At 70.5% G+C, this 23,494-nt stretch carries 20 protein-coding genes, 1 tRNA gene and 1 pseudogene; 9 read left to right on the top strand and 13 right to left on the bottom strand.

What is annotated here, in order from left to right:
- The first annotated feature begins 176 nt into the window (after positions 1 to 176).
- The 3 genes and pseudogenes from ACFYNS_RS31425 to ACFYNS_RS31415 all read left to right on the top strand — a co-directional run.
- A complete protein-coding gene (locus ACFYNS_RS31425) occupies positions 177 to 716 on the top strand; it encodes a hypothetical protein (protein WP_360296821.1) in 540 nt (179 codons plus the stop codon).
- The gene (locus tag ACFYNS_RS31420; protein WP_360296824.1) at positions 716 to 1,837 is read left to right on the top strand and encodes a hypothetical protein; all 1,122 of its coding nucleotides are present in this window, start codon (positions 716 to 718) and stop codon (positions 1,835 to 1,837) included. The genes ACFYNS_RS31425 and ACFYNS_RS31420 overlap by 1 nt, the downstream gene beginning before the upstream one ends.
- Positions 1,838 to 2,872: 1,035 nt before the next feature.
- Positions 2,873 to 3,076 (top strand): annotated as a pseudogene (locus ACFYNS_RS31415) (site-specific integrase); the annotation flags it as partial.
- Positions 3,077 to 3,240: 164 nt separating this feature from the next.
- Here the strand turns inward: ACFYNS_RS31415 and ACFYNS_RS31410 are convergent.
- Positions 3,241 to 3,322, bottom strand: a tRNA-Tyr gene (locus ACFYNS_RS31410).
- 269 nt (positions 3,323 to 3,591) lie between these two features.
- Between ACFYNS_RS31410 and ACFYNS_RS31405 the strand changes: the two genes are divergently transcribed.
- Positions 3,592 to 4,080 (top strand): YajQ family cyclic di-GMP-binding protein, encoded by a 489-nt coding sequence (locus ACFYNS_RS31405; protein ID WP_019354201.1) that lies wholly within the window; start codon positions 3,592 to 3,594, stop codon positions 4,078 to 4,080.
- Positions 4,081 to 4,209: 129 nt separating this feature from the next.
- Here the strand turns inward: ACFYNS_RS31405 and ACFYNS_RS31400 are convergent, their stop codons facing one another.
- The 12 genes from ACFYNS_RS31400 to ACFYNS_RS31345 all read right to left on the bottom strand — a co-directional run bounded on the left by ACFYNS_RS31400 (position 4,210) and on the right by ACFYNS_RS31345 (position 16,300).
- Positions 4,210 to 4,614 carry a YccF domain-containing protein gene (locus ACFYNS_RS31400; RefSeq protein WP_360296828.1) on the bottom strand — a complete coding sequence of 135 codons (405 nt, stop codon included), beginning with the start codon at positions 4,612 to 4,614 and terminating at the stop codon, positions 4,210 to 4,212.
- Entirely contained in the window at positions 4,611 to 5,477 is an 867-nt protein-coding gene (gene htpX, locus ACFYNS_RS31395) for a zinc metalloprotease HtpX (protein WP_360296831.1), read from the bottom strand. Before htpX ends, ACFYNS_RS31400 begins: the two co-directional genes overlap by 4 nt.
- 213 nt (positions 5,478 to 5,690) lie before the next feature.
- Complete coding sequence (locus tag ACFYNS_RS31390) at positions 5,691 to 7,355, bottom strand: NADH-quinone oxidoreductase subunit N (protein WP_388606290.1); 1,665 nt, start codon at positions 7,353 to 7,355, stop codon at positions 5,691 to 5,693.
- Complete coding sequence (locus tag ACFYNS_RS31385; protein WP_360296837.1) at positions 7,352 to 8,938, bottom strand: NADH-quinone oxidoreductase subunit M; 1,587 nt, start codon at positions 8,936 to 8,938, stop codon at positions 7,352 to 7,354. Before ACFYNS_RS31385 ends, ACFYNS_RS31390 begins: the two co-directional genes overlap by 4 nt.
- 1 nt (position 8,939) lies before the next feature.
- A complete protein-coding gene (locus ACFYNS_RS31380) occupies positions 8,940 to 10,994 on the bottom strand; it encodes an NADH-quinone oxidoreductase subunit L (RefSeq protein ID WP_388606288.1) in 2,055 nt (684 codons plus the stop codon).
- Positions 10,991 to 11,431, bottom strand: coding sequence for an NADH-quinone oxidoreductase subunit NuoK (gene nuoK, locus ACFYNS_RS31375; RefSeq protein WP_360296843.1), 441 nt, complete (start codon positions 11,429 to 11,431; stop codon positions 10,991 to 10,993). The genes ACFYNS_RS31380 and nuoK overlap by 4 nt, the downstream gene beginning before the upstream one ends.
- Positions 11,431 to 12,063 carry an NADH-quinone oxidoreductase subunit J gene (locus ACFYNS_RS31370; RefSeq protein WP_360296846.1) on the bottom strand — a complete coding sequence of 211 codons (633 nt, stop codon included), beginning with the start codon at positions 12,061 to 12,063 and terminating at the stop codon, positions 11,431 to 11,433. The genes nuoK and ACFYNS_RS31370 overlap by 1 nt, the downstream gene beginning before the upstream one ends.
- On the bottom strand, positions 12,060 to 12,731 hold the full coding sequence (locus tag ACFYNS_RS31365; RefSeq protein ID WP_360296865.1) for a 4Fe-4S binding protein: 672 nt from the start codon (positions 12,729 to 12,731) through the stop codon (positions 12,060 to 12,062). The genes ACFYNS_RS31370 and ACFYNS_RS31365 overlap by 4 nt, the downstream gene beginning before the upstream one ends.
- A 107-nt stretch (positions 12,732 to 12,838) precedes the next feature.
- On the bottom strand, positions 12,839 to 13,795 hold the full coding sequence (locus ACFYNS_RS31360; RefSeq protein WP_388579209.1) for an NADH-quinone oxidoreductase subunit H: 957 nt from the start codon (positions 13,793 to 13,795) through the stop codon (positions 12,839 to 12,841).
- On the bottom strand, positions 13,795 to 15,177 hold the full coding sequence (locus ACFYNS_RS31355) for an NADH-quinone oxidoreductase subunit C (protein ID WP_388606286.1): 1,383 nt from the start codon (positions 15,175 to 15,177) through the stop codon (positions 13,795 to 13,797). Before ACFYNS_RS31355 ends, ACFYNS_RS31360 begins: the two co-directional genes overlap by 1 nt.
- Positions 15,174 to 15,938, bottom strand: coding sequence for an NADH-quinone oxidoreductase subunit B family protein (locus ACFYNS_RS31350; RefSeq protein ID WP_360296852.1), 765 nt, complete (start codon positions 15,936 to 15,938; stop codon positions 15,174 to 15,176). The genes ACFYNS_RS31355 and ACFYNS_RS31350 overlap by 4 nt, the downstream gene beginning before the upstream one ends.
- The gene (locus ACFYNS_RS31345; RefSeq protein ID WP_360296855.1) at positions 15,929 to 16,300 is read right to left on the bottom strand and encodes an NADH-quinone oxidoreductase subunit A; all 372 of its coding nucleotides are present in this window, start codon (positions 16,298 to 16,300) and stop codon (positions 15,929 to 15,931) included. Before ACFYNS_RS31345 ends, ACFYNS_RS31350 begins: the two co-directional genes overlap by 10 nt.
- Positions 16,301 to 16,666: 366 nt before the next feature.
- Between ACFYNS_RS31345 and ACFYNS_RS31340 the strand changes: the two genes are divergently transcribed.
- From ACFYNS_RS31340 to rarD, 5 genes are all read left to right on the top strand, one after another.
- The gene (locus tag ACFYNS_RS31340) at positions 16,667 to 17,968 is read left to right on the top strand and encodes a sensor domain-containing protein (protein ID WP_360296857.1); all 1,302 of its coding nucleotides are present in this window, start codon (positions 16,667 to 16,669) and stop codon (positions 17,966 to 17,968) included.
- Between the two features lie 158 nt (positions 17,969 to 18,126).
- Positions 18,127 to 18,786 carry a response regulator transcription factor gene (locus ACFYNS_RS31335; RefSeq protein WP_360296868.1) on the top strand — a complete coding sequence of 220 codons (660 nt, stop codon included), beginning with the start codon at positions 18,127 to 18,129 and terminating at the stop codon, positions 18,784 to 18,786.
- Between the two features lie 201 nt (positions 18,787 to 18,987).
- Positions 18,988 to 20,913 carry a 2-oxoacid:acceptor oxidoreductase subunit alpha gene (locus tag ACFYNS_RS31330; protein ID WP_388606283.1) on the top strand — a complete coding sequence of 642 codons (1,926 nt, stop codon included), beginning with the start codon at positions 18,988 to 18,990 and terminating at the stop codon, positions 20,911 to 20,913.
- Positions 20,906 to 22,039, top strand: coding sequence for a 2-oxoacid:ferredoxin oxidoreductase subunit beta (locus ACFYNS_RS31325; protein ID WP_388606281.1), 1,134 nt, complete (start codon positions 20,906 to 20,908; stop codon positions 22,037 to 22,039). The genes ACFYNS_RS31330 and ACFYNS_RS31325 overlap by 8 nt, the downstream gene beginning before the upstream one ends.
- Positions 22,040 to 22,320: 281 nt before the next feature.
- Positions 22,321 to 23,325 (top strand): EamA family transporter RarD, encoded by a 1,005-nt coding sequence (gene rarD, locus ACFYNS_RS31320; RefSeq protein ID WP_360296863.1) that lies wholly within the window; start codon positions 22,321 to 22,323, stop codon positions 23,323 to 23,325.
- Positions 23,326 to 23,494 lie beyond the last annotated feature (169 nt).

Raw genomic sequence — 23,494 nt, 5'->3', positions numbered from 1 at the left:
GCGCAGAGCACGCTGCTCGACCGGCCGCATCGGCCGTGCCGTCACCGCTGTCCACACTCTCCTGACCTGCAGCTATTCAGGATGAAAGAGGTTCAGTGCCACCGGGACGAGTTGCCGTAGTCACCGCAAAACTGCAAGATACCGATGACCGCACAAATCGTGATGGGGGGACCACTGTGAGCGATGACGCGCACGGCCAGAAGAAATCCGAGGAGCTGAAGGGGCTCCCAAAACCCCTGTTCCTCCCAACCCCGCCTGGTGAACAGACACTGTTCGAGGAACCACGGGAAGAGGGGGATATGCGATTGCCCCTGTCCCGTTGGCGGTCGCCACTCAGGCCGCAGCCATCACTGAAAGTCTCACACGCCACCCTGCGCAAGAGCGCCGAAAGCGCATCAGACATCAGAGGTAAGTTCCACAAAGCGGCAGCCTCTCTGGAAAAGTCAACAACAACTGCACACACGGAATTCGAGGGATGGCTGACTGCGGAGGCACTAGAGACCTCACACAAAAAATGGGAGGAGCAGGCGGCAAATGCCAGTGAATGGCTTGGTCGAATCGCCGCGAGCCTCCGGGAAGCCAAGAAGGCATACAAAACGACGGATCATGAAACCGACCTAAAATTGCGGCAAATTTCCCCCGATGCGGATCCGAAAGGCACCGGACAGCCACATCCGAATAGCAAGCCCACCCGCTCAGCCCTGGATGGCTTCTGATGACCTCGTTCCGAAAAATAATGAAGACGGACTCCTCCGTGCTAGCCGATCTCGCCAAGAAATGGGACGACGTGGTCGAAGACACGAAGGGTCTCTCCGGGCGAGTGCATCGCGAACTGACAAAGCCTCTTCGGGATGAAGGGTATTGGGAGGGTGCTGCCGCACCATACGCATGGCAGATGATTGACGACATGCAGCGCCAAGTACACCGGGCCCGAAATGTTGCAAAGAAGGTCAAGAAGCTCCTGGAAGACGGAGCTTCCGAGCTGGAGGAAATCCGCACTGACCTCAAGTCAGCAGTCAAGGAGATAGAATCAGATCCGATGCTCCGAGTTAGCGATGGGGGCGTAGTCCGATGTACGGTCCCAGGAACTGTCTCACCGGGAAATCAAAGCAATATGGAGTCGGCACAGAAAAAGATCGATGCCATAGTACGAAGAGCAGTCTTGAAGGACAAGCAACTGGCGTACACCCTCGTGGCCGACATAGGTCTGGATCAGTGGTTCAACGCTGACCCGCAACATACAACCATCAATTCAACAGAGAAGATAAGCGACGCAGAGTATACGGCCCTTGACCGCGTACTGGTAGGCAAAAAACAGGGCTACACAAATGACAATACCGGGCCGTATGAGATAGGCGGGCACTGGGCGAGTGGCACAGGCCCCAAAAAGCACGAATTTGTCGACAACGATCGTCTCACCAAGCTCATAACCCGGAGCAAGAGCATGGAAGGGATCCGAAAAGACGTAAGCGAGCAAGTGGAGGCCGGCAAGCTCAAAGGGAAGGCCCGTCACTCTATTGCAGAAGGTGGGATTGTTGGAGCCGGCAAGCAACTCATACTGAAAGACATACCCGCCATTGCGACCAACAACAAGGATGACCTCGGAGAGGCGTTTGTCGGATCGTATACCGTCAATTATCGAGTCGTTGGAGAGGATGCCAACGGCGACAAGGTAGTCCGTTACACGCTGCGAAACAGCACCAGCACCTCATCCTTCCTGCACTTCCTCGGATATGGGAAGTGGCTTGAGACAGCCAACCACGACAAAGACGGCTTCCCAGGCAAGACAGTAAACCAAACCTATGATTGGACAGAGCGGGTTCCCAATGACAAATAGGTTGCACCGCCCTGCCTCCAAACCGTCCCCGCGTGCGCCGCGCGAGAGCTGGCGAAAAGTTCGTATACCTGCCCTGGGCTGTGCAGCCATGCTGACCGTCGCACTTCTCGTCCCAGCCGGCTGCGGCCTGCTGTTTGGTCGTCATGAGGACTGCCCGAGCAATACGGTCGGAGTGATGACATCCCAACTGAACGGCACCTACGAAGGGCCCTACGGTTCGCGCATAACACTGACCGGGGGAGAGAACGATGAGGGGCGGGCCAGAGTCAAGGATTGGCCAACGGATTTCTCCGATGTGGACAGCGAGGGAAATCACGGTGGAAAATTCTCAGGAAGAGGCTCTTGGCGATACAGCCTGGAACAGTATGCAGGTGAAGATGACTATTACTCCCAGATGCAGTTCCACTTCTCTTCGGGGGAGGCATCGCCTCAGGATCTAGAGGTTGGCGGGTCCCGAGACGATCCTGTTCTTTTTTTCCAGCCTGACCCTGACAGTTGCCCCACTGTTGTTTACCACCAGCGCAGGACCTCGTAGTGCCGACGCCCTGACAAGCACGAGTCAAGGAGCTACAGGTTCAAGCGAGCCGTGCACCCCGGCATGCGGCTCACGCCTGCCGCTTCTCGGCGCGCTCCTCGTTCACTGGGCAACATGCAGCCGATCAAGGGCCGACCCTCTCCCTGGATCTCTCTCGGCGCCACTTCGCCGACAACGGCTCGTGGCCCGGTCTATCGGGCCTCTCAGCCCCCCAGGAAACTACTCCGCCACCCCGAGATGCTCCTCCTCTCTCATTGGACCAGGTGACCTACCGTCGAATCGGTCCTCTGTGCCGGCATCCTGACGACGATACACATCAGCACCACCCAGCCACGCCCCAGAGACCGGCGTCCACCGCCGGGATGAAGTCGGCGTCGCCAGACTGTCGTCTTCCATCGCCGGACCGCGCACTCACCTGCTCGGCTCGGCGCAGTACTCGCGAACCACGTTATGGTCTTTGTCACGCTGCGGTCATCGGCATGGCTCGACTCAGGCGTCGAGCCTCGCCGCTGGCCAAGCGGCCGTATGACCTCCGTCATGCGGCCGTCTCCATGTGGCTCAGCTCGGGGGTGGAGCCGCAGGCAGTTGCCCAGCGCGCCGGCCACAGCGTGGCGGTGCTGTTCCGCGTCTACGCGAAGTGCCTGGACGGTGCGGCGACCACCGCGAACGCGCGGATCGAGGCCGCGCTGAGGGACGGCCGGTAGCCCGGTGCGGGGCTGCCCCACGGCTGCCCCACACGCGCTGGTCACCACGCGATTCAGGGTGAGACACACCGGGATATTCGGCACATCTCGCCGCTACGGCCGCCCTACGCAGCAGAAAGGGCCCGCTCCAGCGTTTTCGCTGGTCGCGGGCCCTTTCGAGGCTGTGGCGGCGCTAGGATTCGAACCTAGGAAGGCTGAGCCGGCAGATTTACAGTCTGCTCCCTTTGGCCGCTCGGGCACACCGCCAGGGGTTGCTGCCGGGCACTCCGCCTGGGGCGGTGCGCCGTGGCAACGGTGTAAACCATACCCGATGCACCGGGGTGGTTCGCCACCCGGTTGATCAGCCGCGCGGGGCCGTCGGGCGGGCCACCTGGCAGGGCCGCGGGGCGGTCCGGGTGCTGCGCCACGACGCCGCTCGCCGCAGGGGTCGGAGCACGGTCGCGGGTGGCTAGGCTTTGCGCACGGCCCTCCGGGGTCGTTCTCTGCCGGATCTATGTACGAGGAGCCAACTCACCATGGCCGACTCCAGTTTCGACATCGTCTCGAAGGTCGAGCGGCAGGAGGTCGACAACGCGCTGAACCAGGCCGCGAAGGAGATCTCCCAGCGCTACGACTTCAAGGGTGTGGACGCGTCCCTCGCGTGGTCGGGCGAGCGGATCGAGATGCGGGCGAACTCGGAGGAGCGGGTCAAGGCCGTGCTCGACATCTTCCAGTCCAAGCTGGTCAAGCGCGGTATCTCGCTGAAGGCGCTGGACGCCGGGGAACCGCAGGCCTCGGGCAAGGAGTACCGCATCTCCGCGTCGCTCCAGGAAGGCATCTCGCAGGACAACGCGAAGAAGGTCGCGAAGGTGATCCGGGACGAGGGCCCCAAGGGCGTCAAGGCCCAGGTGCAGGGCGACGAGTTGCGGGTGACCTCGAAGAGCCGGGACAGCCTGCAGGAGGTCATCGGCCTGCTGAAGGGCAAGGACTTCGACTTCGCCCTCCAGTACGTCAACTTCCGCTGACGTCGGCGCGTCGTTCCGGCCCGCTCGGTCCCACCATGCGGCGGGGCCGCGCGGGCCGGCGCGTGTTCCGGGCGACGCGGGCGGACTGACGGTCGATCGGCCCCGCCCGCGGCGCGGGCGGGGCGGGGTTCACCAGCGGTATCCCGGGTAGGCCGCCGGGGCGCTGGTGGAGACGATCTCGCGGCCCAGCGGCATCAGTGAGATCGGGACCATCTTGAAGTGCGCCAGCCCGAAGGGGATGCCGATGAGGGTGAGGCACAGGCCCACTCCCAGCGTGATGTGGCCGAGGGTGAGCCAGATGCCCGCGAAGACGAGCCAGACGATGTTCCCGGCACCGGACGCGGCGCCCGCTCCGGGGCGCTGTACGACCGTTCTGCCGAACGGCCACAGGGCGTAGGCAGCGATGCGGAAGCAGGCCAGGCCCCAGGGGACCGTGATGATGAGCACACAGCAGATGAGTCCGGCCAGGACATAGCCCAGGGCCATCCACAAGCCGGAGAAGATCAGCCAGATGAGATTGAGGAGGGTCTTCACCCGGGCCAGCCTGCCATCTTCTCCAGCCGGGCGACACGTTCCGCCATCGGAGGATGGGTGGAGAAAAGTTTCGTCATACCGCCCTCGCCGCGGCGGAACGGGTTGGCGATCATCAGGTGGCTCGCCGTCTCCAGCCGCGGCTCGGGCGGCAGCGGGAGCTGGGCCGTGCCGGCCTCCAGCTTGCGCAGGGCCGAGGCGAGCGCCAGAGGATCCCCGGTGAGCTGGGCCCCGGAGGCGTCCGCCTCGTACTCGCGGGAGCGCGAGACGGCCAGCTGGATGAGGGAGGCCGCGAGCGGGCCCAGCAGCATGATCAGCAGCATCCCGACCAGACCGGGCCCCTCGTCGTCGTCGGCCCGCCCCACGGGGATCAGCCAGGCGAAGTTGACGAGGAAGAGCACCACCGAGGCGAGGGCGCCCGCGACGGAGGAGATGAGGATGTCCCGGTTGTGGACGTGGCTGAGTTCGTGGCCCAGGACCCCGCGCAGCTCGCGCTCGTCCAGCAGCCGCAGGATGCCGTCGGTGCAGCACACCGCGGCGTTGCGCGGGTTGCGTCCGGTGGCGAAGGCGTTGGGCGCCTGGGTGGGCGAGAGGTAGAGCCGCGGCATGGGCTGGCGAGCGGCTGTGGACAGCTCCCGGACCATGCGGTAGAGCTGCGGCGCCTCGAACTCGCTGACCGGACGGGCGCGCATGGCGCGCAGTGCCAGCTTGTCGCTGTTCCAGTACGCGTAGGCGTTGGTGCCCAGCGCGATCAGCAGCGCGACGACCAGGCCCGTGGTGCCGAAGAAGCTCCCGATGACGACGATGAGAGCGGACAGCCCTCCCAGGAGCAGGGCTGTCCTCAGCCCGTTGTGCCGGCGGTGCACGGTACGCCCTCCAGATGGTGCTGCGGAGCCCTGACCCGGGCAGACCTTCCGCCCTCAGCAACCCCGTCCAGTGGACCCTCCCTTTTGCGTCAACGGAGAGCGGGCGTTCTCAGTTCCCCCGGGTCCTCCCGTCGGCGTGCCGCCCGGCGGGCGCGTCGGCGCTGCGCCAGTGATCGCGGCGGGGCGTGTCCAGGGGTCCCCCGGCGCGCGCGGTCAGAAGAGCGCGGCGGTGGTGAACCGGAGCACGAGCTGCGGCGCGCCGGAGGTGGCCAGCGCGAGCGCCGCGGTCAGCGCGAGGGTCGCGGTGAGCGGGGCGGAGAGCCGCGGGCGGGGCGAAGGCGTCCGCTCCTGGTCCGCGGCGGGACGGAAGAGCAGCGCGGTCCAGGTGAGGTAGTAGACGAGCGCGACCACGACGTTGAGCGCCATGACGACGGCGAGCCAGCCCAGTCCCGCGTCCACGGCGGACTGGAAGACGGCGACCTTGGCGAACAGGCCGACGACACCCGGCGGCAGTCCGGCCAGGCACAGCAGGAAGAACGCGAGGGCCACGGCGGGGACCGGGCGGGTGTGGACCAGACCGCGGAAGTCGTCGAGGCGGCCGTCCGCACCGGAGGGCCGGACCGCGGCGACGACGGCGAAGGCGCCCAGGTTCACGACGGCGTACATCAGGGCGTAGGCGAGCGTGGTGCCGACCGCCCGGTCCGGCTCGTCCGTGTACCCGGCGGCGGCGATGGGGACCAGCAGGTAGCCCGCCTGTCCGACCGAGGACCAGGCGAGCAGCCGGACGGCTCCGTGGGCCCGGTCCGTGCGCTGCCGCAGCGCGCCCAGGTTGCCGACGCTCATGGTCAGCGCGGCGAGCACGGCGAGCGCGGGCCCCCAGGCGTGCGCGTACGAGGGGAAGGCCCGCACGGCGACCAGGATCAGTCCCGAGAAGCCCGCGGCCTTGCCGATCACCGACAGGTAGGCGGCCACCGGCACCGGTGCGCCCACATAGGTGTCGGGGACCCAGAAGTGGAAGGGCGCCGCAGCGGTCTTGAAGGCGAAGCCGACCATGGTCAGCGCCACGCCGGTGGCCGCGAGGGTGCTCAGCCGGCTGTCGGCCTCGGGCAGGGCCTCGGCGACGGTGCTCAGGTGCATGCTGCCGGTGGCGGCGTAGACGAAGCTGACGCCCAGCAGCATCACGGCGGTGGCGACCACGGAGGACAGGAAGAACTTCAGCGCCGCCTCGGAGGAGAGCCGCTCGCCGCGCCGCAGACCGACCAGCGCGAAGGCCGGGAGCGAGGCGACCTCCAGGGCGACGACGAGCGTCGCGAGGTCGCGCGCGGCGGGCAGCAGGGCGGCACCGGCGGCCGAGGAGAGCAGCAGGAACCAGAACTCCCCCGCGGGCAGCCGGTCCCGGCGGACCGCGGTCATGGACAGCAGCGCGGTGACGAAGGCGCCGCCCAGGACGAGGAGCTGCACGGTGAGGGTGAAGGTGTCGGCGGCGTAGCTGCACGCGCGCGTGCCGGAGGTGAGGCAGAAGGTGGCGCGGTCCTCGCCGACGAGGGGGACGAGGGTCAGCCCGGCGAGGGCGAGCGCCGCGGCCGAGACCACGCCGAGCAGCCCCTTGTGCCGCTCGGCCAGGAAGAGTTCGGCCACGAGCACGACCAGCGCGGCCACGGCGACGACGGCGGGCGGCGCGACGGCGGCCCAGTCGATGCTCTGCACGAGGCCGGCGCCCTGGGCGAGGTGGGTGCCCTGCACGAGGTCGGCGCCCTGCACGAGGTCGGCGCCCTGCACGAGGTCGGCGCCCTGGGCGAGGTCGGTGCGCGGCGCCGACCGGGTGAGGCCGTGCGCGGCCTGTTCGGCGGTGAGCGCTGTCATCGGGAGCGCGGTCATCGGGCCACTCCTGGCAGGAGGTTCTGTACGGCCGGCTCCATCAGGCCCAGGAGGGCTCCGGGCCACAGTCCGGCGACGAGGGTCAGGACGACCAGCGGGGTCCAGGCGGCGAACTCGTAGGCGCGTACGTCCGGCACCGTGGCGAGCGCTTCGGGCCGGACCTCGGCCGGGTCGCCCATGCAGACCCGGCGGACGACCTGGAGCAGATACGCGGCGGTCAGCAGGGTGCCCAGGGCGCCGAGGGCGAGGAAGACCAGGAAGGCCGGCCTGCTCAGTCCGGCCGCCGGATGGTAGGCGCCCAGCAGGGCCAGCAGCTCTCCCCAGAACCCGGCCAGTCCGGGCAGTCCCAGGGAGGCCACCGCGCCGAAGGCGAGCAGCCCGCCGAGCCGCGGCGCCCGGCCGTAGAGGGCGCCGCCGGTGGTTCCGGCCAGGGCGTCGAGGTCTCCGGTGCCGGTGCGGTCCTTGACCGCGCCGACGAGGAAGAACAGCAGCCCGGTGATCAGGCCGTGGGCGAGGTTCGCGTACAGCGCGCCGTTGACGCCGGTGCGGGTGAGCGTGGCGATGCCCAGCAGGACGAAGCCCATGTGGCCCACCGAGGAGTAGGCGATCAGCCGCTTGAGGTCGCCCTTGGCGCCCCTGCGCACGAGGGCGAGGCAGGCGAGCGAGCCGTAGAGGATGCCCGCGACGGCGAATGCCCCCAGGTAGGGCGCGAAGGTGTGCGCCCCTTCGGGGACGCCGGGCAGCAGGATCCGCACGAACCCGTAGGTGCCCATCTTCAGCAGCACACCGGCCAGCAGTACGGAACCCACCGTGGGTGCCGCCGTGTGTGCGTCCGGAAGCCAGCTGTGCAGCGGCCACATGGGCGCCTTGACGGCCAGTCCGATGCCGATGGCCAGGGCCGCGACGACCTGGGTGGTGTGGCCGAGGCCGGATCCGTGCGCCTGGGCGAGCCGCACCATGTCGAACGTTCCGGCGTTCAGTCCGAGCACCAGCAGCCCGAGCAGCAGCACGACGGAGCCGAGCACGGTGTAGAGCACGAACTTCCACGCCGCCGGCCCCCTGCCGGCGCCGCCCCACCGGGCGATGAGGAAGTACATCGGGACGAGCACCGTCTCGAACGCCAGGAAGAACAGCACCAGGTCGAGCACCGCGAAGGTGGCGAGGGTGCCGCACTCCAGCAGGAGCAGCAGTGCGACCAGCGCCTTGGGGCCGGGCCCCGGCGGCCGCTTCGCGTAGCTGTAGAGCGCGCACAGGAACGACAGCAGCGCGGTGAGGACGAGCAGCGGCAGCGAGACACCGTCGGTCCCCAGGTGCAGCCGGACTCCCAGTGCGGGGATCCAGTCGACGTTCGTCTCGGCCTGCATGGTGCCGGGGCGGTCGTGGTCGAAGCCGAGGGCCAGCAGGACCGCGAGGGCGAGCACGGCGCCGGTGACGGTCACCCCGTGCCGCAGCACGGCCTGCTCGGGGCTGCGACCGCGCAGCCCGGGCGGTGCGGGCAGCAGCGCGGCGGCCGCTCCGAGCAGCGGCAGGGCGACGACGGCGATCAGGAGCGCCTGCAGGACTGTGTCGTCGAGCGGGATCACGTCACGCCCCTCCGTTTCCGGTCATGGCCACCACGGCGATGACGGCGAGCGCCAGGGAGCCCGTCAGCAGCGCGCCGAGGTAGGTCTGCACGTTGCCCGTCTGGGCGCGCCGGACGGCGGCGCCCAGCAGGCGCGGGGCGCGTCCGGCGGCTGCCACGTAGATGTCGACGACCGCGCTGTCCAGGAAGCGCACCAATCCGGCCGCGCCCTGGACGGGGCGTACGACCACAGCGCGGTAGAGCGCGTCCAGATGGAATCCGGCCGCCGCGTGCCGGTGCAGCGGCCCGAGCAGCAGCACGCCCGGGTCGGCGTCGTGTTCGGGGTGGAGGGCGGCGAGGGCGCTGCTGTGCCGCCAGGTGGCGTAGGTGAGCAGACCGCCGACCAGGGCGACGCCGGTGGCGAGCACGGAGGTGGCCGGCGTGGGGGTGAGGGACGCGCCGTCGAACCAGTGGGGCAGTACGGGGAAGGCGATGCCCAGGGCGAGGGAGGGCAGCGCGAGCGTCCACAGGACGAGGTTCATGACGGCCGGGGCGGGGCTGTGCTCGTCGTGGCCGGCGTGCCGGTGCACGGGGCCCGGGGTGGCGAGTTCTGTCTCGGGCGCCTGCTGCGGCACCTCTTCGGGGACGTGTTCGGCGGCCTTCTCCCCGTTGACGGCGAGCGGCGCGACGGCGGGGCCGCCCCGGAAGGCGAGCAGCCACAGCCGGGCCGCGTAGGCGGCGGTCAGCAGCGCGGTGACCAGTCCGGCGGCCAGGACGATCCAGCCGGCGCCCACGGGCACCGCGTGCGCTCCGGCGAACGGGGGATGCGCGTCGCCGAAGGCGGCGTGCTCGGCCGCGGCCAGCACGGCCTCCTTGGAGAAGAACCCGGAGAACGGCGGGATCGCGGCGAGGGCCAGCAGGGCGATGGTCATCGTCCAGTAGGCGTCGGGGACGCGCCGGGCGATCCCGCCCGTGCGGGCCATCACCGTCAGCGAGTTGGTGCCGGCCGCGTGGATGACGACCCCGGCCGCCAGGAACAGCAGCGCCTTGAACGCGCCGTGCACCAGCAGGTGGAAGACGGCCGCGCCGCGGTCGGCGACGGCCAGCGCGCCGGCCATGTAGGCGAGCTGGCTGATGGTCGAGTAGGCGAGGACGCGCTTGATGTCGTCCTGCGCGAGCGCGGCGAGGGCCGAGCCGGTCATGGTGAGCGCCGCCAGCACCGCGAGGACGAGGAGTGCGGCGGCGGAGGCGGTGAAGACGGGCAGCAGCCGGGCCACGAAGTAGACGCCCGCCGCGACCATGGTGGCGGCGTGGATCAGCGCGGAGACGGGGGTGGGGCCCGCCATCGCGTCCGGCAGCCAGGAGTGCAGCGGCAGCAGCGCCGACTTCCCCGCGACCCCGGCGAGCAGCAGCAGCGCGATCACCGTGGGGTGGGTCAGCTCGTACCCGGAGAGGCTGGAGGTGAGACGGGTGACGACGGTGCTGATGCGGAAGCTGCCGGCCTCCGAGGCCAGCGCCAGGATGCCGATCAGGAACGGCACATCGCCCAGCTTGGTGACCAGGAACGCCTTCAGGGAGGCGGCACGCGCCGCCGGGGTCTCCCAGTAGTGCCCGACCAGGAAGTAGGAGCAGATGCCCATGACCTCCCAGCCGACGAGCAGCACGATCAGGTCGTCGCTGTAGACCACGAGGAACATCGCGGCCGTGAAGAGCGAGACCAGCGCGGCGTAGGAGGCGTAGCGCGGGTCGTCGCGCAGGTAGCCGGTGGAGTAGAGCTGCACGCAGGTGGCGACGGCTCCGACGAGGACGGCGACCAGGACCGCGAAGCCGTCGAGGTTGAGCGCGAGCTGGAGGGGGAGCGCGTCGTTGCCGGTGGGTGCGAGTTCGGTGGCCGCACGCAGCGCCGGGCCGCCGCCCTGGCGGGCCGCGACGACGACGGCGAGGACCGCCGCTGCGAGGGTGGGCAGGACGGCGAGCGGGCGGACGAATCCGGGGGCGCGGCGGCCGAGGAGCAGCCCGGCGAGCGCACCGAGCGCCGGGAGGGCGGGGACCAGCGCTGCGAGTGTCGTGGTGCTCACGCGTGCCGCCTCCCTGCGGCGGGGCCCTGGACCTGCTGGTCGGAGCCGCTCTCGGCGTCGTTGTCGGTGGCGGGTGCCGGACTCTTCTCCTCGCGTGAACCGCCGCCGGAGTCGCCCCCTGACGGGCTGTCGCTCTCGCGGAGGTCCCGGAGTCTGTCGATGTCGGAGCTGCCGCGGTTGCGGTGGACGAGCAGGACGATCGCCAGACCGATGCCGATCTCGGCCGCGGCGATCGCGATGGTGAAGAGGGTGAGCGCCTGGCCCGCGTGCAGGGTGTCGCGGAGCCAGACGTCGAAGGCGACGAGGTTGATGTTGACGGCGTTGAGCATCAGCTCGACGGCCATCAGGACGAGGATGGCGTTCCGGCGTGCGAGGACGCCGTAGAGGCCGACGCAGAAGAGGAGGACGGCGAGTACGGCGGGATAGGCGAGGTGCATCAGCGCTCACCGGCCCTGGTGCGCCCGGGAGGAAGGTCGCGCCCGGGAGGGAGGTCGCGGTCGCCGTCGCGGCGGGAGAGGACGATGGCGCCGACGAGCGCGGCGAGCAGGAGCACCGAGAGCGCCTCGAAGGGCAGCACCCAGTGCCGGAAGAGGGCCGTGCCGGTGACCTCGGAGGAGCCGCTGCCGGGTCCTGCGGGGTCCGCCAGGTCGATCCAGGTGGCGCGGAAGGCGTCGACGACGACGGTCACCAGGGTGGCCGCCGCCGCGAGGGAGACGGCGAGTGCCGTCCAGCGGTTGCCGGAGTCCGCGTCGGGTGAGCGTCCGATGGGGGCCCTGGTCAGCATGAGTCCGAAGAGGATGAGGACGACGACGGAGCCGACGTAGATCAGCACCTGCACCCAGGCGATGAACTCGGCGGTCAGCAGGAGGTACTCGACGGCGACCCCGCCGAGCGCGACCACCAGCCACAGCGCGGCGTGCACGAGCTGCTTGGTGGTCACGGTGGCCAGGGCTGCGCCGAGGGTGACGAGTCCGACGAGCACGAAGACGATCTCCACCCCGGAGGGGGAGAGAAAGCCGTGGTGGTCGGCGGCCACGTGGGTGGCGGCGTCGCGCGCGAGAGCGTTCACTCGGCACCGCCCCCCGTGTCCTGGTCCGGTGCCTCCGCCGCGCCGTCCCGGCCGGGGTTCCGCGCACCCCGGTCCTGCGCACCCCGGTCCTGCGCGTTCCGGTCCTGCGCTTCCCGGTCGGGGGTCTGCGGCAGTTGCCCGGCTGGTGCGGCGGTCTCCTCGGCGGGGTGCTCGCGGTGCGCGGCGAGCATGTCGGCCTCCGCCACCTGGGCGGCCTTGTCGGCGGCCTTGCGGGCGGCGGCCACCTCCTTGGCCTCCTCCGCGCCCTCGTCCAGCGGCGGCGGCTCGGGCACGGTCCACATCCACTCGCGGAGGGTGTCCCGTTCGTGGGTCAGCTCGCGGATGTCGGTCTCCGCGTACTCGAACTCCGGCGACCAGAACAGCGCGTCGAAGGGGCACACCTCGATGCAGATGCCGCAGTACATGCACAGGGCGAAGTCGATGGCGAACCGGTCGAGGACGTTGCGGCTGCGCTCGCGGCCGCCCGGTGCGGCGGGGGGCACCGTCTCCTTGTGCGAGTCGATGTAGATGCACCAGTCCGGGCACTCCCGGGCGCAGAGCATGCAGACGGTGCAGTTCTCCTCGAACAGGCCGATGACCCCGCGGCTGCGGGACGGCAGTTCGGGCTGCGTGTCCGGATAGTGCTCGGTGACCGAGCGCCGGGTCATGGTCCGGAGCGTGACGGCCAGGCCCTTGGCCAGCCCGGAGCCGAACACTCCGCGCCGCGCGCCGGGCCGCTCGGCGGGCGTGCCCGCGGAAGAGGCGTGGGACACGGCTACATCACCACCTTGACGACACCCGTGAGGGCGATCTGGAAGAGGGCGAGCGGGACGAGGGCCGTCCAGGCCAGCCGCTGGATCTGGTCCTCGCGCAGCCGGGGGTAGCTGACCCGCAGCCAGATCACCCCGAAGGCGAGGACTCCGGTCTTGAGCAGCATCCACAGCCAGCCCAGGCCGTCCGCGAAGGGGCCGTGCCAGCCGCCGAGGAAGAGCACGGCGGTCAGCGCGGAGAGGACGACGATGCCCGCGTACTCGGCGAGCAGGAAGAGCGCGAAACGCAGCCCGGTGTACTCGGTGTACGCACCGAAGATGATCTCCGAGTCGGCGACCGGCGCGTCGAACGGCGGGCGCTGGAGCTCGGCGAGGCCCGCGGTGAAGAAGACCACCGCCCCCACCGCCTGCCACGGCAGCCACCACCACTCCCATACCCCGAGGATTCCGGGCAGCGAGAGAGTGCCGGCCGCCATGGTGACGGACGCGGCGGCCAGCAGCATCGGCAGCTCGTAGGCCAGCAGCTGGGCCGCGGTCCGCAACCCGCCCAGCAGGGAGAACTTGTTGGCCGACGCCCAGCCGCCCATCAGCGAGCCGAGGATGCCGACGCCCATCACGGCCAGCACGAAGAAGATCCCGGCGTCCAGGACCTGTACGACGCCGCCGCCGGGTGCCACCGGGATCGCGACGAGGACGAGCAGATACGGGATCAGGGCGAGGGCGGGAGCGAGCTGGAAGACCCGCCGGTCGGCGCCCTCGGGGACGATGTCCTCCTTCTGCGCGAACTTCACCCCGTCGGCGACCAACTGGGCCCAGCCGTGGAAGCCGCCCGCGTGCATCGGGCCGACCCGCCCCTGCATATGGGCCATGACCTTGTGCTCCGTCTGCCCGACCAGCAGCGGCAGCACGAGGAAGGAGAGCAGCACGGCCAGCAGCCGCACCGCGACGTCGACGGCGTCCATCAGGCTCCGTCCCCCTCTTGACGGTCGCGCTCCCGACGGTCCCGGTCGGTGTCCGGCCCCGGGTCCCCGCCGGTGCGGGGAGCCTGGTCACCTTCGGTGCGGGGAGCCGGGTCGCGGCCGGAGTCCGGTGCCGGGTCCTGGGCGGAGCCCGGTGCCGGGTCCTGGGCGGAGCCCGGTGCCGGGTCCTGGGCGGAGCCCGGTGCCGGGTCGTCGGCATCCGAGCGCCCGTCCGCGCCCCGGTCATCGCCGTCCTGGTCACGGCCACCCCGGTCACGGCCACCCTGGTCACGGCCGCCCTGGTCACCGCCGTCCTGGCCACCGCCGCCTTGGTCACCGTCGTCCGCACTTCGGTCACGGCCGTCCGCGGACTGGTCACTGCCGTCGCCGGTCCGGGCGCCGCCGTCCGGAGCGCCGGAGGGCGGCGTCCCGTCGCTGCCGGACGGGGCGGGCTGGTGCCAGGGGGCGTCGGTGGAACGCGGTGGGGCGGGAGCCGCGCTCTCCGGGCGGCCCGCGGCACGTGGGTGCTCCGCCGGGCGCTCCCGCTCCGCCGCGGACTGCTCCGGCTGCTCCGGCGCGGACTTCCCCGGTTCCGTCGCGGGCGTTCCCGGTTCCGCCGCGCGCTGCGACGCCGAGCCGGCACTCGCACCGCGGGTGCGCCGCGGGCCGCGCGCGGGTGCCGGGGCCGCCTCCGCGTCCTGCTGGGAGGCCGAGCCGGCGCCTGCGCTGCGGGTGCGGCGCGGGGTGTCGCCCGCCGCGCGGCGGGTGCGTTCGCGGGTGGGCGCCGGGGGGAGCTGGCCCTTGAGTGGTCCCCACTCGTTGGGGTCGGGGACGCCCGGAGGGAGCATCTGTCGCCGCTTGGGTCCGCCGTGCCCGGACTCGCCGGGCTCCTTCGCGCCGGGCCAGGCCTTGGCGACGCGGGCCGCGAGGACGAAGTCCTTGCGCAGCGGGTGCCCCTCGAAGGAGTCGGGCAGCAGCAGCGGTACGAGGTGCGGGTGGCCGGGGAAGTCGATGCCGAACATCTCGTGGGTCTCCCGCTCGTGCCAGGCCGCACCGGCGTAGACCCCGGTGGCGGTGGGCAGGGCGGGCGCCTCGTGGGGCAGCGTCGTACGCAGGACCAGCCGGCGGACGCCGCGGCCCGCCGCGGGCAGCGCCACCAGGTGCGCGCACACCCGGACCCCGGTGCCGGGCTCGTCGACGGCGCTGAGCCAGTCGAAGTAGGTGCAGCCGAGGTCGTCGCGGGCCGCGGTCAGCGCGGGGATCCAGGCGTCGGCCGGTACGTCGGCGGTGAGCAGCCCGTAGGCGTCCTCGGCCGTCGCGTCCGCGCCGAAGAGCTCCTCGGCCGACCGCGGCAGCCAGCCGGGGTGCTGGGGCGGCTCGGTCACCGTCCGTCCCCCTCCGGATCGCCGCCCGGGTCCGCCTGCGGCGCGGCGGACGCCGACGGCGCGGACGGATCCGGCGAAGCGTCCGGCTCCGGCGAGGCCGCGGCCGTCCCGCTCGCCCCCGACGGCGCGCCGCCCTGCCCGGAGGGCGCCGCGGGCGGGGCGACCAGGCCGCTGGTGAGGGCGCCGGCGGAGGGTGCGGCCGCGTCGCGTCCCGCATAGCGGTCGGCGGTGGACTCGGCGGCGATCTTCTCCTGGAGCTTGAGCACACCTTGGAGCAGCGCCTCGGGCCGGGGCGGGCAGCCGGGCACGTAGACATCGACGGGGATGATCTGGTCGACGCCCTTGGTGACCGCGTAGGAGTCCCAGTAGGGGCCGCCGCAGTTGGAGCAGGCGCCGAAGGAGATGACGTACTTGGGTTCGGGCATCTGCTCGTAGAGGCGTTTGACCGCGGGTGCCATCTTGTCGGTGACGGTGCCGGAGACGACCATCAGGTCGGCCTGCCGGGGGCCGGGAGCGAAGGGGATGACACCGAGCCGGATGAAGTCGTGCCGTGCCATGGAGGCGGCGATGAACTCGATGGCGCAGCAGGCCAGCCCGAAGTTGAAGACCCAGAGGCTGTAGCGGCGGCCCCAGTTGAGGACCACCTTCATGGGTTCGGGCGCCAGCCGCGAGAGCAGGCCGAGCTGGGACCGCCCCTCGGCACGCGGTGTCGCGCCGGGAACCGGTGCCGCGGCGGAGGTCGGGGTGTTCGTTACGTCCATTCCAGGACGCCCTTCTTGTACGCGTAGAGCAGGCCGACGGTCAGGAAGCCGAGGAAGACGAACATCTCCGCGAGCGTGGTGGCACCGTAGCCGGGCGCGGCGAACACCGTCGACCAGGGAAAGAGGAAGACGGAGTCGACGGCGAAGACGACGTAGAGGAAGGCGTAGACGTAGTAGCGGACCTGGGTGTGCGCCCAGCCCTCGCCGACGGGGTCGACGCCGCACTCGTAGGTCAGCATCTTCTCGGGGGTGGGGACCACCGGCCGCAGCAGCCGACCGGCGGCGAAGGCCACGCAGACGAAGAGCACACCGACGACGGCTACCAGCCCGACGACTGCATAGCCGTGGAAGTAGTCCGGCACGCCTGCCCCGTCCTGAGTGTCGGTGTGTACGTTCGAGGATCTGTACGCACGGAGTGTAGGCCCTCGGGGAGGCGCCGAGGACGGCCGCGTCATACTCACGGGCTCCGTGAGCGCGACGGCGGGAGCCTCGTGTCTTTCCCGGGGCCGGCCTCGCGACGTCCGCACGGCCGCCTCGTGGGCCTCGGGCCCCGGCCAGGAGATCTCGGGAGCCGCAAGGGTAGGGACAACCCCCGTATCAGGACTCCTGCTGGCGCGATTACCGACGGCGCCTCCGCAGGCAATGCTGGATCCATGACAGGCGAAGCGTCTTCCCTTGCTCCTGCTGCCCCTCCGGTTCCCGCTGCGCGGCGCCCATGGTGGCTCGTGATGCTGCGGACTCCGCTGGCCCGGCAGTCGCTGTGCGAGCTGGCGTACGTCGTCACGGCGCTGCCGCTGGCAGCCGTCGCCTTCTGCTACGCGTTCGGGGCGCTGATGTTCGGCACGGCGCTGCTGATCACCTCGCTGGGGCTTCCGGTGCTGGCAGCCGGGCTGGCCGGGTGCCGGGCGCTGGGGCACCTGGAGCGGGGCAGGGCGCGGGTGCTGCTGGGTCTGCGGGTGGGGGAGCCGGAGCCGGTGCGGACGCAGCGGCGCTCGGACAGCCTGATGTCGTGGATGGGGGCCCTGCTGCGCAGTGGGGTCTCCTGGCGGCATCTGCTCTACGCGCTGCTGTTTCTGCCGTGGGCGGTCTTCGGCGGCGGCATAGGGGTGGCGACCTGGTGTGCCGGCTGGCTGATGTTCACGCTTCCCGTGTGGGAGTGGATGTCCCCCGGCGAGTATGTGCACCTCCCCACGCTGCAGGCCGGCAGCGACGGGCTGACCTCCGTCTCCGCCTCGCAGGACGGCGTGGTGCTGGACCCGGGGTTCACCCTGACGCTCGTCTCGGCGCTCGGCCTGGTGATCATCCTGCTGGCCCCATGGCTGATACGAGGGCTGGTACAGGTGGACAAGCTGCTGGTCAGTGGGTTGCTGGGGCCGTCCCGGCTGGCGGTTCGGGTGTCTCAGCTGGAGACGGACCGCGGGGTGGTCGTGGATACGGCGGCAGCCGATCTGCGCCGGATCGAGCGCAACCTGCACGACGGTGCACAGGCGCGCCTTGTCTCGCTGGCCATGGAGCTGGGGCTGGCGAAGGAGAAGCTGCTGGACGATCCGGAACCGGACCCCCAGGCCGTCGCCGCGGTGATCGACGGGGCGCACGGCGAGGTGAAGCTCGTCCTTCAGGAGCTGCGGGACCTGGCCCGGGGCATCCACCCGGCGATTCTGACGGACCGGGGTCTGGGTTCGGCGCTCTCCGCGCTGGCCGCCCGCTGCACGGTGCCGGTCTCGGTCACGGTGGAGCTGGAGCAGCGTCCGGTCGCCGCGATCGAGGGCATCGCCTACTTCACCGTCTCCGAGCTGCTGCAGAACATCAGCAAGCACAGCGGGGCGCGACGTGGGTCGGTCGAGATATGGCGCAGTGAGCAGCGGCTGCTCATACAGGTGACGGACGACGGCAAGGGGGGCGCCCGGGTCGAGGACGGCTCCGGTCTCGCCGGACTCGCCGACCGGCTGCAGGCAGTGGACGGGTTGCTGGCCCTGCGCTCCCCGGTGGGCGGGCCGACGACGGTGACGGCGGAACTGCCCTGGCGGTGACCGTTCTGGGATGCTGACAGCCCGGACGGAGGGCGGCGCAGGTGGGGGAGCACGTGGGGGAGCATGTGACAGACGGCGCGCACAGGGAGCCCGAGGAATCCAAGGCGCGTGAGGCAGGCGGGCCGCAGGGCGGACGTGGGGCTTCGACGGGGGCCGGGGTGCGGGTGGTGATCGCGGAGGACTCCGTTCTGCTGCGTGAGGGGCTGACCCGGCTGCTGACGGACCGGGGGTACGAGGTGGCCGCCGGGGTCGGGGACGGCGAGGCGCTGGTGAAGGCGGTGGGCGAGCTGGTCGCCCGGGGCGACGCCCCGGATGTGGTGGTGGCGGATGTGCGCATGCCGCCGACGCACACCGACGAGGGGGTACGGGCCGCGGTACGGCTGCGGGCGGAGCTCCCGGCGGTGGGGGTGCTGGTGCTGTCGCAGTACGTGGAGGAGCAGTACGCCACGGAGCTGCTGGCCGGGTCGAGCCGAGGGGTGGGGTATCTGCTCAAGGACCGGGTGGCCGATGTGCGGGAGTTCGTGGAGGCGGTGGCCCGGGTGGCGGCGGGCGGTACGGCGCTGGATCCGGAGGTTGTGGCCCAGCTGCTGGGGCGCAGCCGGAAGCAGGATGTGCTGGCGGGGCTCACCCCGCGGGAGCGGGAGGTGCTGGCACTGATGGCGGAGGGACGGACGAACTCCGCGATCGCCGGCCGGCTGGTGATCAGTCCCGGGGCGGTGGAGAAGCACGTCAGCAGCATCTTCGTGAAGCTGGGGCTGTCCCAGAGTGACGCGGATCACCGCAGGGTGCTCGCGGTGCTCAGATATCTGGACTCCTGAGCGGGGCCGGAGGGCCCGAGCTCCTTCGAGGAGCCCTCCAGCGCAGGGGCGGAACGTGAAAGACACGGTGTGCACCGTGGCGAGGGCAGCGGGCACAGATGTCTCAAAAATCTGTCCACGATGGGAACAGCCACGGGAAGGCAACCCTTAGCAACGTACGATGGCAAGCGAGCCGCCGCCTTGAGGGAGGTCCGATCCACCGTGACCAGTCAGGTCAGTAGCCCAGCCGGGCAGTCCGGTCCCGCAGGGGGCCAGGACAGCGGACGGGACAAGGAGATCCGGCGCCTGGACCGGGTCATCATCCGGTTCGCGGGGGACTCCGGCGACGGTATACAGCTCACCGGGGACCGCTTCACATCCGAGACGGCTTCGTTCGGCAACGATCTGTCGACGCTGCCGAACTTCCCGGCGGAGATCCGTGCCCCCGCGGGCACCCTGCCGGGCGTCTCCAGCTTCCAGCTGCACTTCGCCGACCACGACATCCTGACGCCGGGCGACGCCCCGGACGTGCTGGTGGCGATGAATCCGGCGGCACTGAAGGCGAACATCGCCGATGTGCCGCGCGGCGCCGAGATCATCGTGAACACGGACGAGTTCACCAAGCGGGCGATGGCCAAGGTCGGCTACGCCGCCAGCCCGCTGGAGGACGGCTCGCTGGACGGTTACAGCGTCCACCCCGTACCGCTGACGACGCTGACGGTCGAGGCGCTCAAAGAGTACGAACTGGGCCGCAAGGAGGCCGGGCGGTCCAAGAACATGTTCGCGCTGGGCCTGCTGTCGTGGATGTACAACAGGCCCACCGAGCAGACCGAGGCGTTCCTGCGGACGAAGTTCGCCAAGAAGCCGACGGTCGCCGAGGCGAACATCGCGGCGTTCCGGTCCGGGTGGAACTTCGGCGAGACGACGGAGGACTTCGCCGTCTCCTACGAGGTGGCGCCCGCCTCCGGCGCCTTCCCCGCCGGGACATACCGGAACATCTCCGGCAATCTGGCGCTGTCCTACGGTCTGATCGCCGCGTCCCAGCAGGCGGACCTGCCGCTCTTCCTCGGCTCCTACCCGATCACCCCGGCCTCCGACGTGCTGCACGAGCTGAGCAAGCACAAGAACTTCGGCGTGCGCTCCTTCCAGGCCGAGGACGAGATCGCGGGGATCGGCGCCGCGCTCGGCGCGGCCTTCGGCGGTTCGCTGGCGGTCACCACCACCTCGGGGCCCGGCGTGGCGCTGAAGTCGGAGACCATCGGCCTGGCCGTCTCACTGGAGCTGCCGCTGCTGGTCGTCGACATCCAGCGCGGCGGCCCCTCCACCGGCCTGCCCACCAAGACCGAGCAGGCCGATCTGCTGCAGGCGATGTACGGGCGCAACGGTGAGGCGCCGGTGCCGATCGTGGCCCCGGCCACCCCGGCCGACTGCTTCACCGCGGCACTGGATGCGGCACGTATCGCTCTCACGTACCGGACGCCGGTGTTCCTCTTGTCGGACGGTTATCTCGCCAACGGCTCCGAGCCGTGGCGGATCCCCGAGGTGGACGAGCTGCCCGACCTGCGGACACAGTTCGCTTCGGGACCCAACCACGAGCTGGACGACGGCACCGAGGTCTTCTGGCCCTACAAGCGCGACCCGCACACCCTCGCCCGCCCGTGGGCGGTACCCGGCACACCAGGGCTGGAGCACCGCATCGGCGGCATCGAGAAGCAGGACGGCACCGGGAACATCTCCTACGACCCGGCCAACCACGACTTCATGGTCCGCACCCGGCAGGCCAAGGTGGACGGCGTCGAGGTGCCGGACCTGGAGGTCAGCGACCCGGGCGGGAACGCCTCGCTGCTGGTGCTGGGCTGGGGCTCGACCTACGGGCCGATCACGGCCGCCGTACGCCGCGTCCGCAACGCCGGGGACGAGATCGCGCAGGCCCATCTGCGCCACCTCAACCCCTTCCCGGAGAACCTCGGCGAAGTACTGCGGCGCTACGAGAAGGTCGTCGTACCGGAGATGAACCTCGGCCAGCTCGCCACCCTGCTCCGCGCCCGCTACCTGGTCGACGCGCAGTCGTACACGCAGGTCCGCGGCCTGCCGTTCAAGGCCGAGCAGCTCGCGACCGCACTCAAGGAGGCCATCGCACATGGCTGAGACGTCCCCCGGTCCCGCTCCGGAGACCGCCAGGACCCAGCAGAACAGCGCCCCCGCGGCCGCGTCCGAGGCACTGTCACTGGTGCCGCGGGCGGTCGGCAAGCAGTCGATGAAGGACTTCAAATCCGACCAGGAGGTCCGCTGGTGCCCCGGCTGCGGCGACTACGCGGTACTCGCGGCCGTCCAGGGGTTCATGCCGGAGCTGGGCATGGCGAAGGAGAACATCGTCTTCGTCTCGGGCATCGGCTGCTCCTCCCGCTTCCCGTACTACATGAACACCTACGGGATGCACTCCATTCACGGCCGCGCCCCGGCCATCGCCACCGGCCTGGCGGCCTCACGGCGCGACCTGAGCGTCTGGGTGGTGACCGGTGACGGGGACGCGCTCTCCATCGGCGGCAACCACCTGATCCACGCGCTGCGGCGCAATGTGAACCTGAAGATCCTGCTGTTCAACAACCGGATCTACGGGCTGACGAAGGGCCAGTACAGCCCGACCTCGGAGGCCGGGAAGATCACCAAGTCCACACCCATGGGGTCGCTGGACGCGCCGTTCAACCCGGTCTCGCTGGCGCTGGGCGCCGAGGCGTCCTTCGTGGCCCGTACGGTCGACTCGGACCGCAAACACCTCACCAGTGTGCTGCGGGAGGCCGCCGACCACCCGGGCTCGGCGCTGGTGGAGATCTACCAGAACTGCAACATCTTCAACGACGGCGCCTTCGAAGTCCTCAAGGACCAGGAACAAGCGAGGGAGGCCGTGATCCGGCTGGAGCACGGGGAGCCGATCCGCTTCGGCGCACCCGCCGACGACGGCCTCGGCTCGCAGGGCGTGGTCCGCGACCGGGCGACCGGCGACCTGCGGATCGTGGACGTCCGCGACGAGGGCACCGCCGAGGTACTGGTGCACGACGCCCACACCGCCTCGCCGACCACGGCGTTCGCGCTCTCCCGGCTCGCCGACCCGGACACACTGCACCACACCCCCATCGGGGTGCTGCGCGACGTGCGGCGCCCGGTGTACGACACGGAGATGGCCGACCAGCTCGAACGCGCCGTCGAACAGAACGGCAAGGGCGACCTGTCCGCGCTGCTGCACGGCAACGACACCTGGACGGTCGTGGGCTGACCCCCGACCGTCCCGGCGGCCCGGCACCCTCCCTGGGTGCCGGGCCGCTGTGCGTCTTTCGCTGCGTTGCGTTCGCTGCGTGTCTTCGGCTGTGTGTCTTCCGCTGCGTGGCGTGCCGACTGTTCGGACGGCGGCCCTTCCGCCGGGCCCGTATCCCGGCGCCGGCTCCGCGGAGTCCGGCGACAGGACCAAAGCTCGAAACGGGAATGACAAGACGGTCGGCTCCCGTTACCTTGCGAGAAAGCTTGCACATCACATCCGGGCAGAAGGCAGGGAGGGTCATGCAGACACCGAGTACACAGCGCACGGGGCTGCTGTTCGGCTTCGCGGCGTACGGGCTGTGGGGCCTGCTGCCCCTGTACTGGCACGCGCTCTCCGACATCGGCGCCGGAGAGGTCCTCGCCCACCGCATGGTCTGGTCGCTGCCGACCGCCGTGCTGATCCTGGCCCTGCTGCGCCGCTGGTCCTGGGTGACCGCGCTGGTGCGCCAGCCCAAGAAGCTGGCACTGGTGGTGCTGGCCTCTGCCGTGATCTCGCTCAACTGGGGGCTGTTCATCTGGGCGGTCAGCACCGACAAGGTGCTCGAATCCTCCCTCGGCTACTTCATCAACCCGCTGGTCTCCATAGCCTTCGGCGTCCTGCTGCTGCGGGAGCGACTGCGCCTCGCCCAATGGGCCGCCGTCGGGGTCGGTGCCGCAGCGGTCGTCGTGATGACCGTCGCCTACGGCAAACTGCCCTGGCTCTCCCTCTGCCTGGCATTCAGCTTCGCGACCTACGGGCTGATCAAGAAGCACGTCAAGCTCGACGGGGTGGCCGGCTTCAGCGCGGAGACCGCGGTGCAGTTCCTGCCGGCTCTGGGCTTCCTGCTCTACCTCGGCTCGCGCGGCGAATCCTCCTTCGCCACCGGCGGACTCGGCACCACGGTGCTGCTGGCCTTCGCCGGGGTGGCGACCGCACTGCCGCTGATCTTCTTCGGCAGTGCGGCGGTACGGCTGCCGCTCTCGACCATCGGGCTGCTGCAGTATCTGGCCCCCGCCTTCATGTTCCTGCTGGGCCTCACCGTCTTCGGCGAGGAGATGCCCCCGGAGCGGTGGGCCGGATTCGGCCTGGTGTGGGTGGCGCTGACCATCCTCACCTGGGACGCGCTGCGCAACGCCCGGCGGGGGCGCGCCGAGCTGCGGGCTGCTGCGCTGCGGGCCCGTGAGGAGACCGCCGCCGCTGCTGCCGCGACCGCCGCCGGTCCGACCGGCGCCGGTACGCCCGTCGCGGGGGCTGCCGAGCGCTGACGCTGCGGGTCGCTCGTCCCTCCTGGTCCGGCGCCCCCTTGCGGGGGCGCCGCCTCCCCCCTTTGCGGGGTGCGCCCCCCCATCCCGTTGTTTGCCGGGTGCGGCGCCGTTGTCGGGGGCTTCGCCCCCGAGCCCCCTTTGTCCTCGCCGGACGGGCGTTGGGGCGGCT

It is taken from the genome of Streptomyces sp. NPDC006925 (assembly GCF_042869575.1).
In the GTDB taxonomy this organism is placed as follows: Bacteria; Actinomycetota; Actinomycetes; order Streptomycetales; family Streptomycetaceae; genus Streptomyces.
Note: the sequence above shows the minus strand (reverse complement) of the source record. Positions and strands in the feature narration are given on the sequence as shown.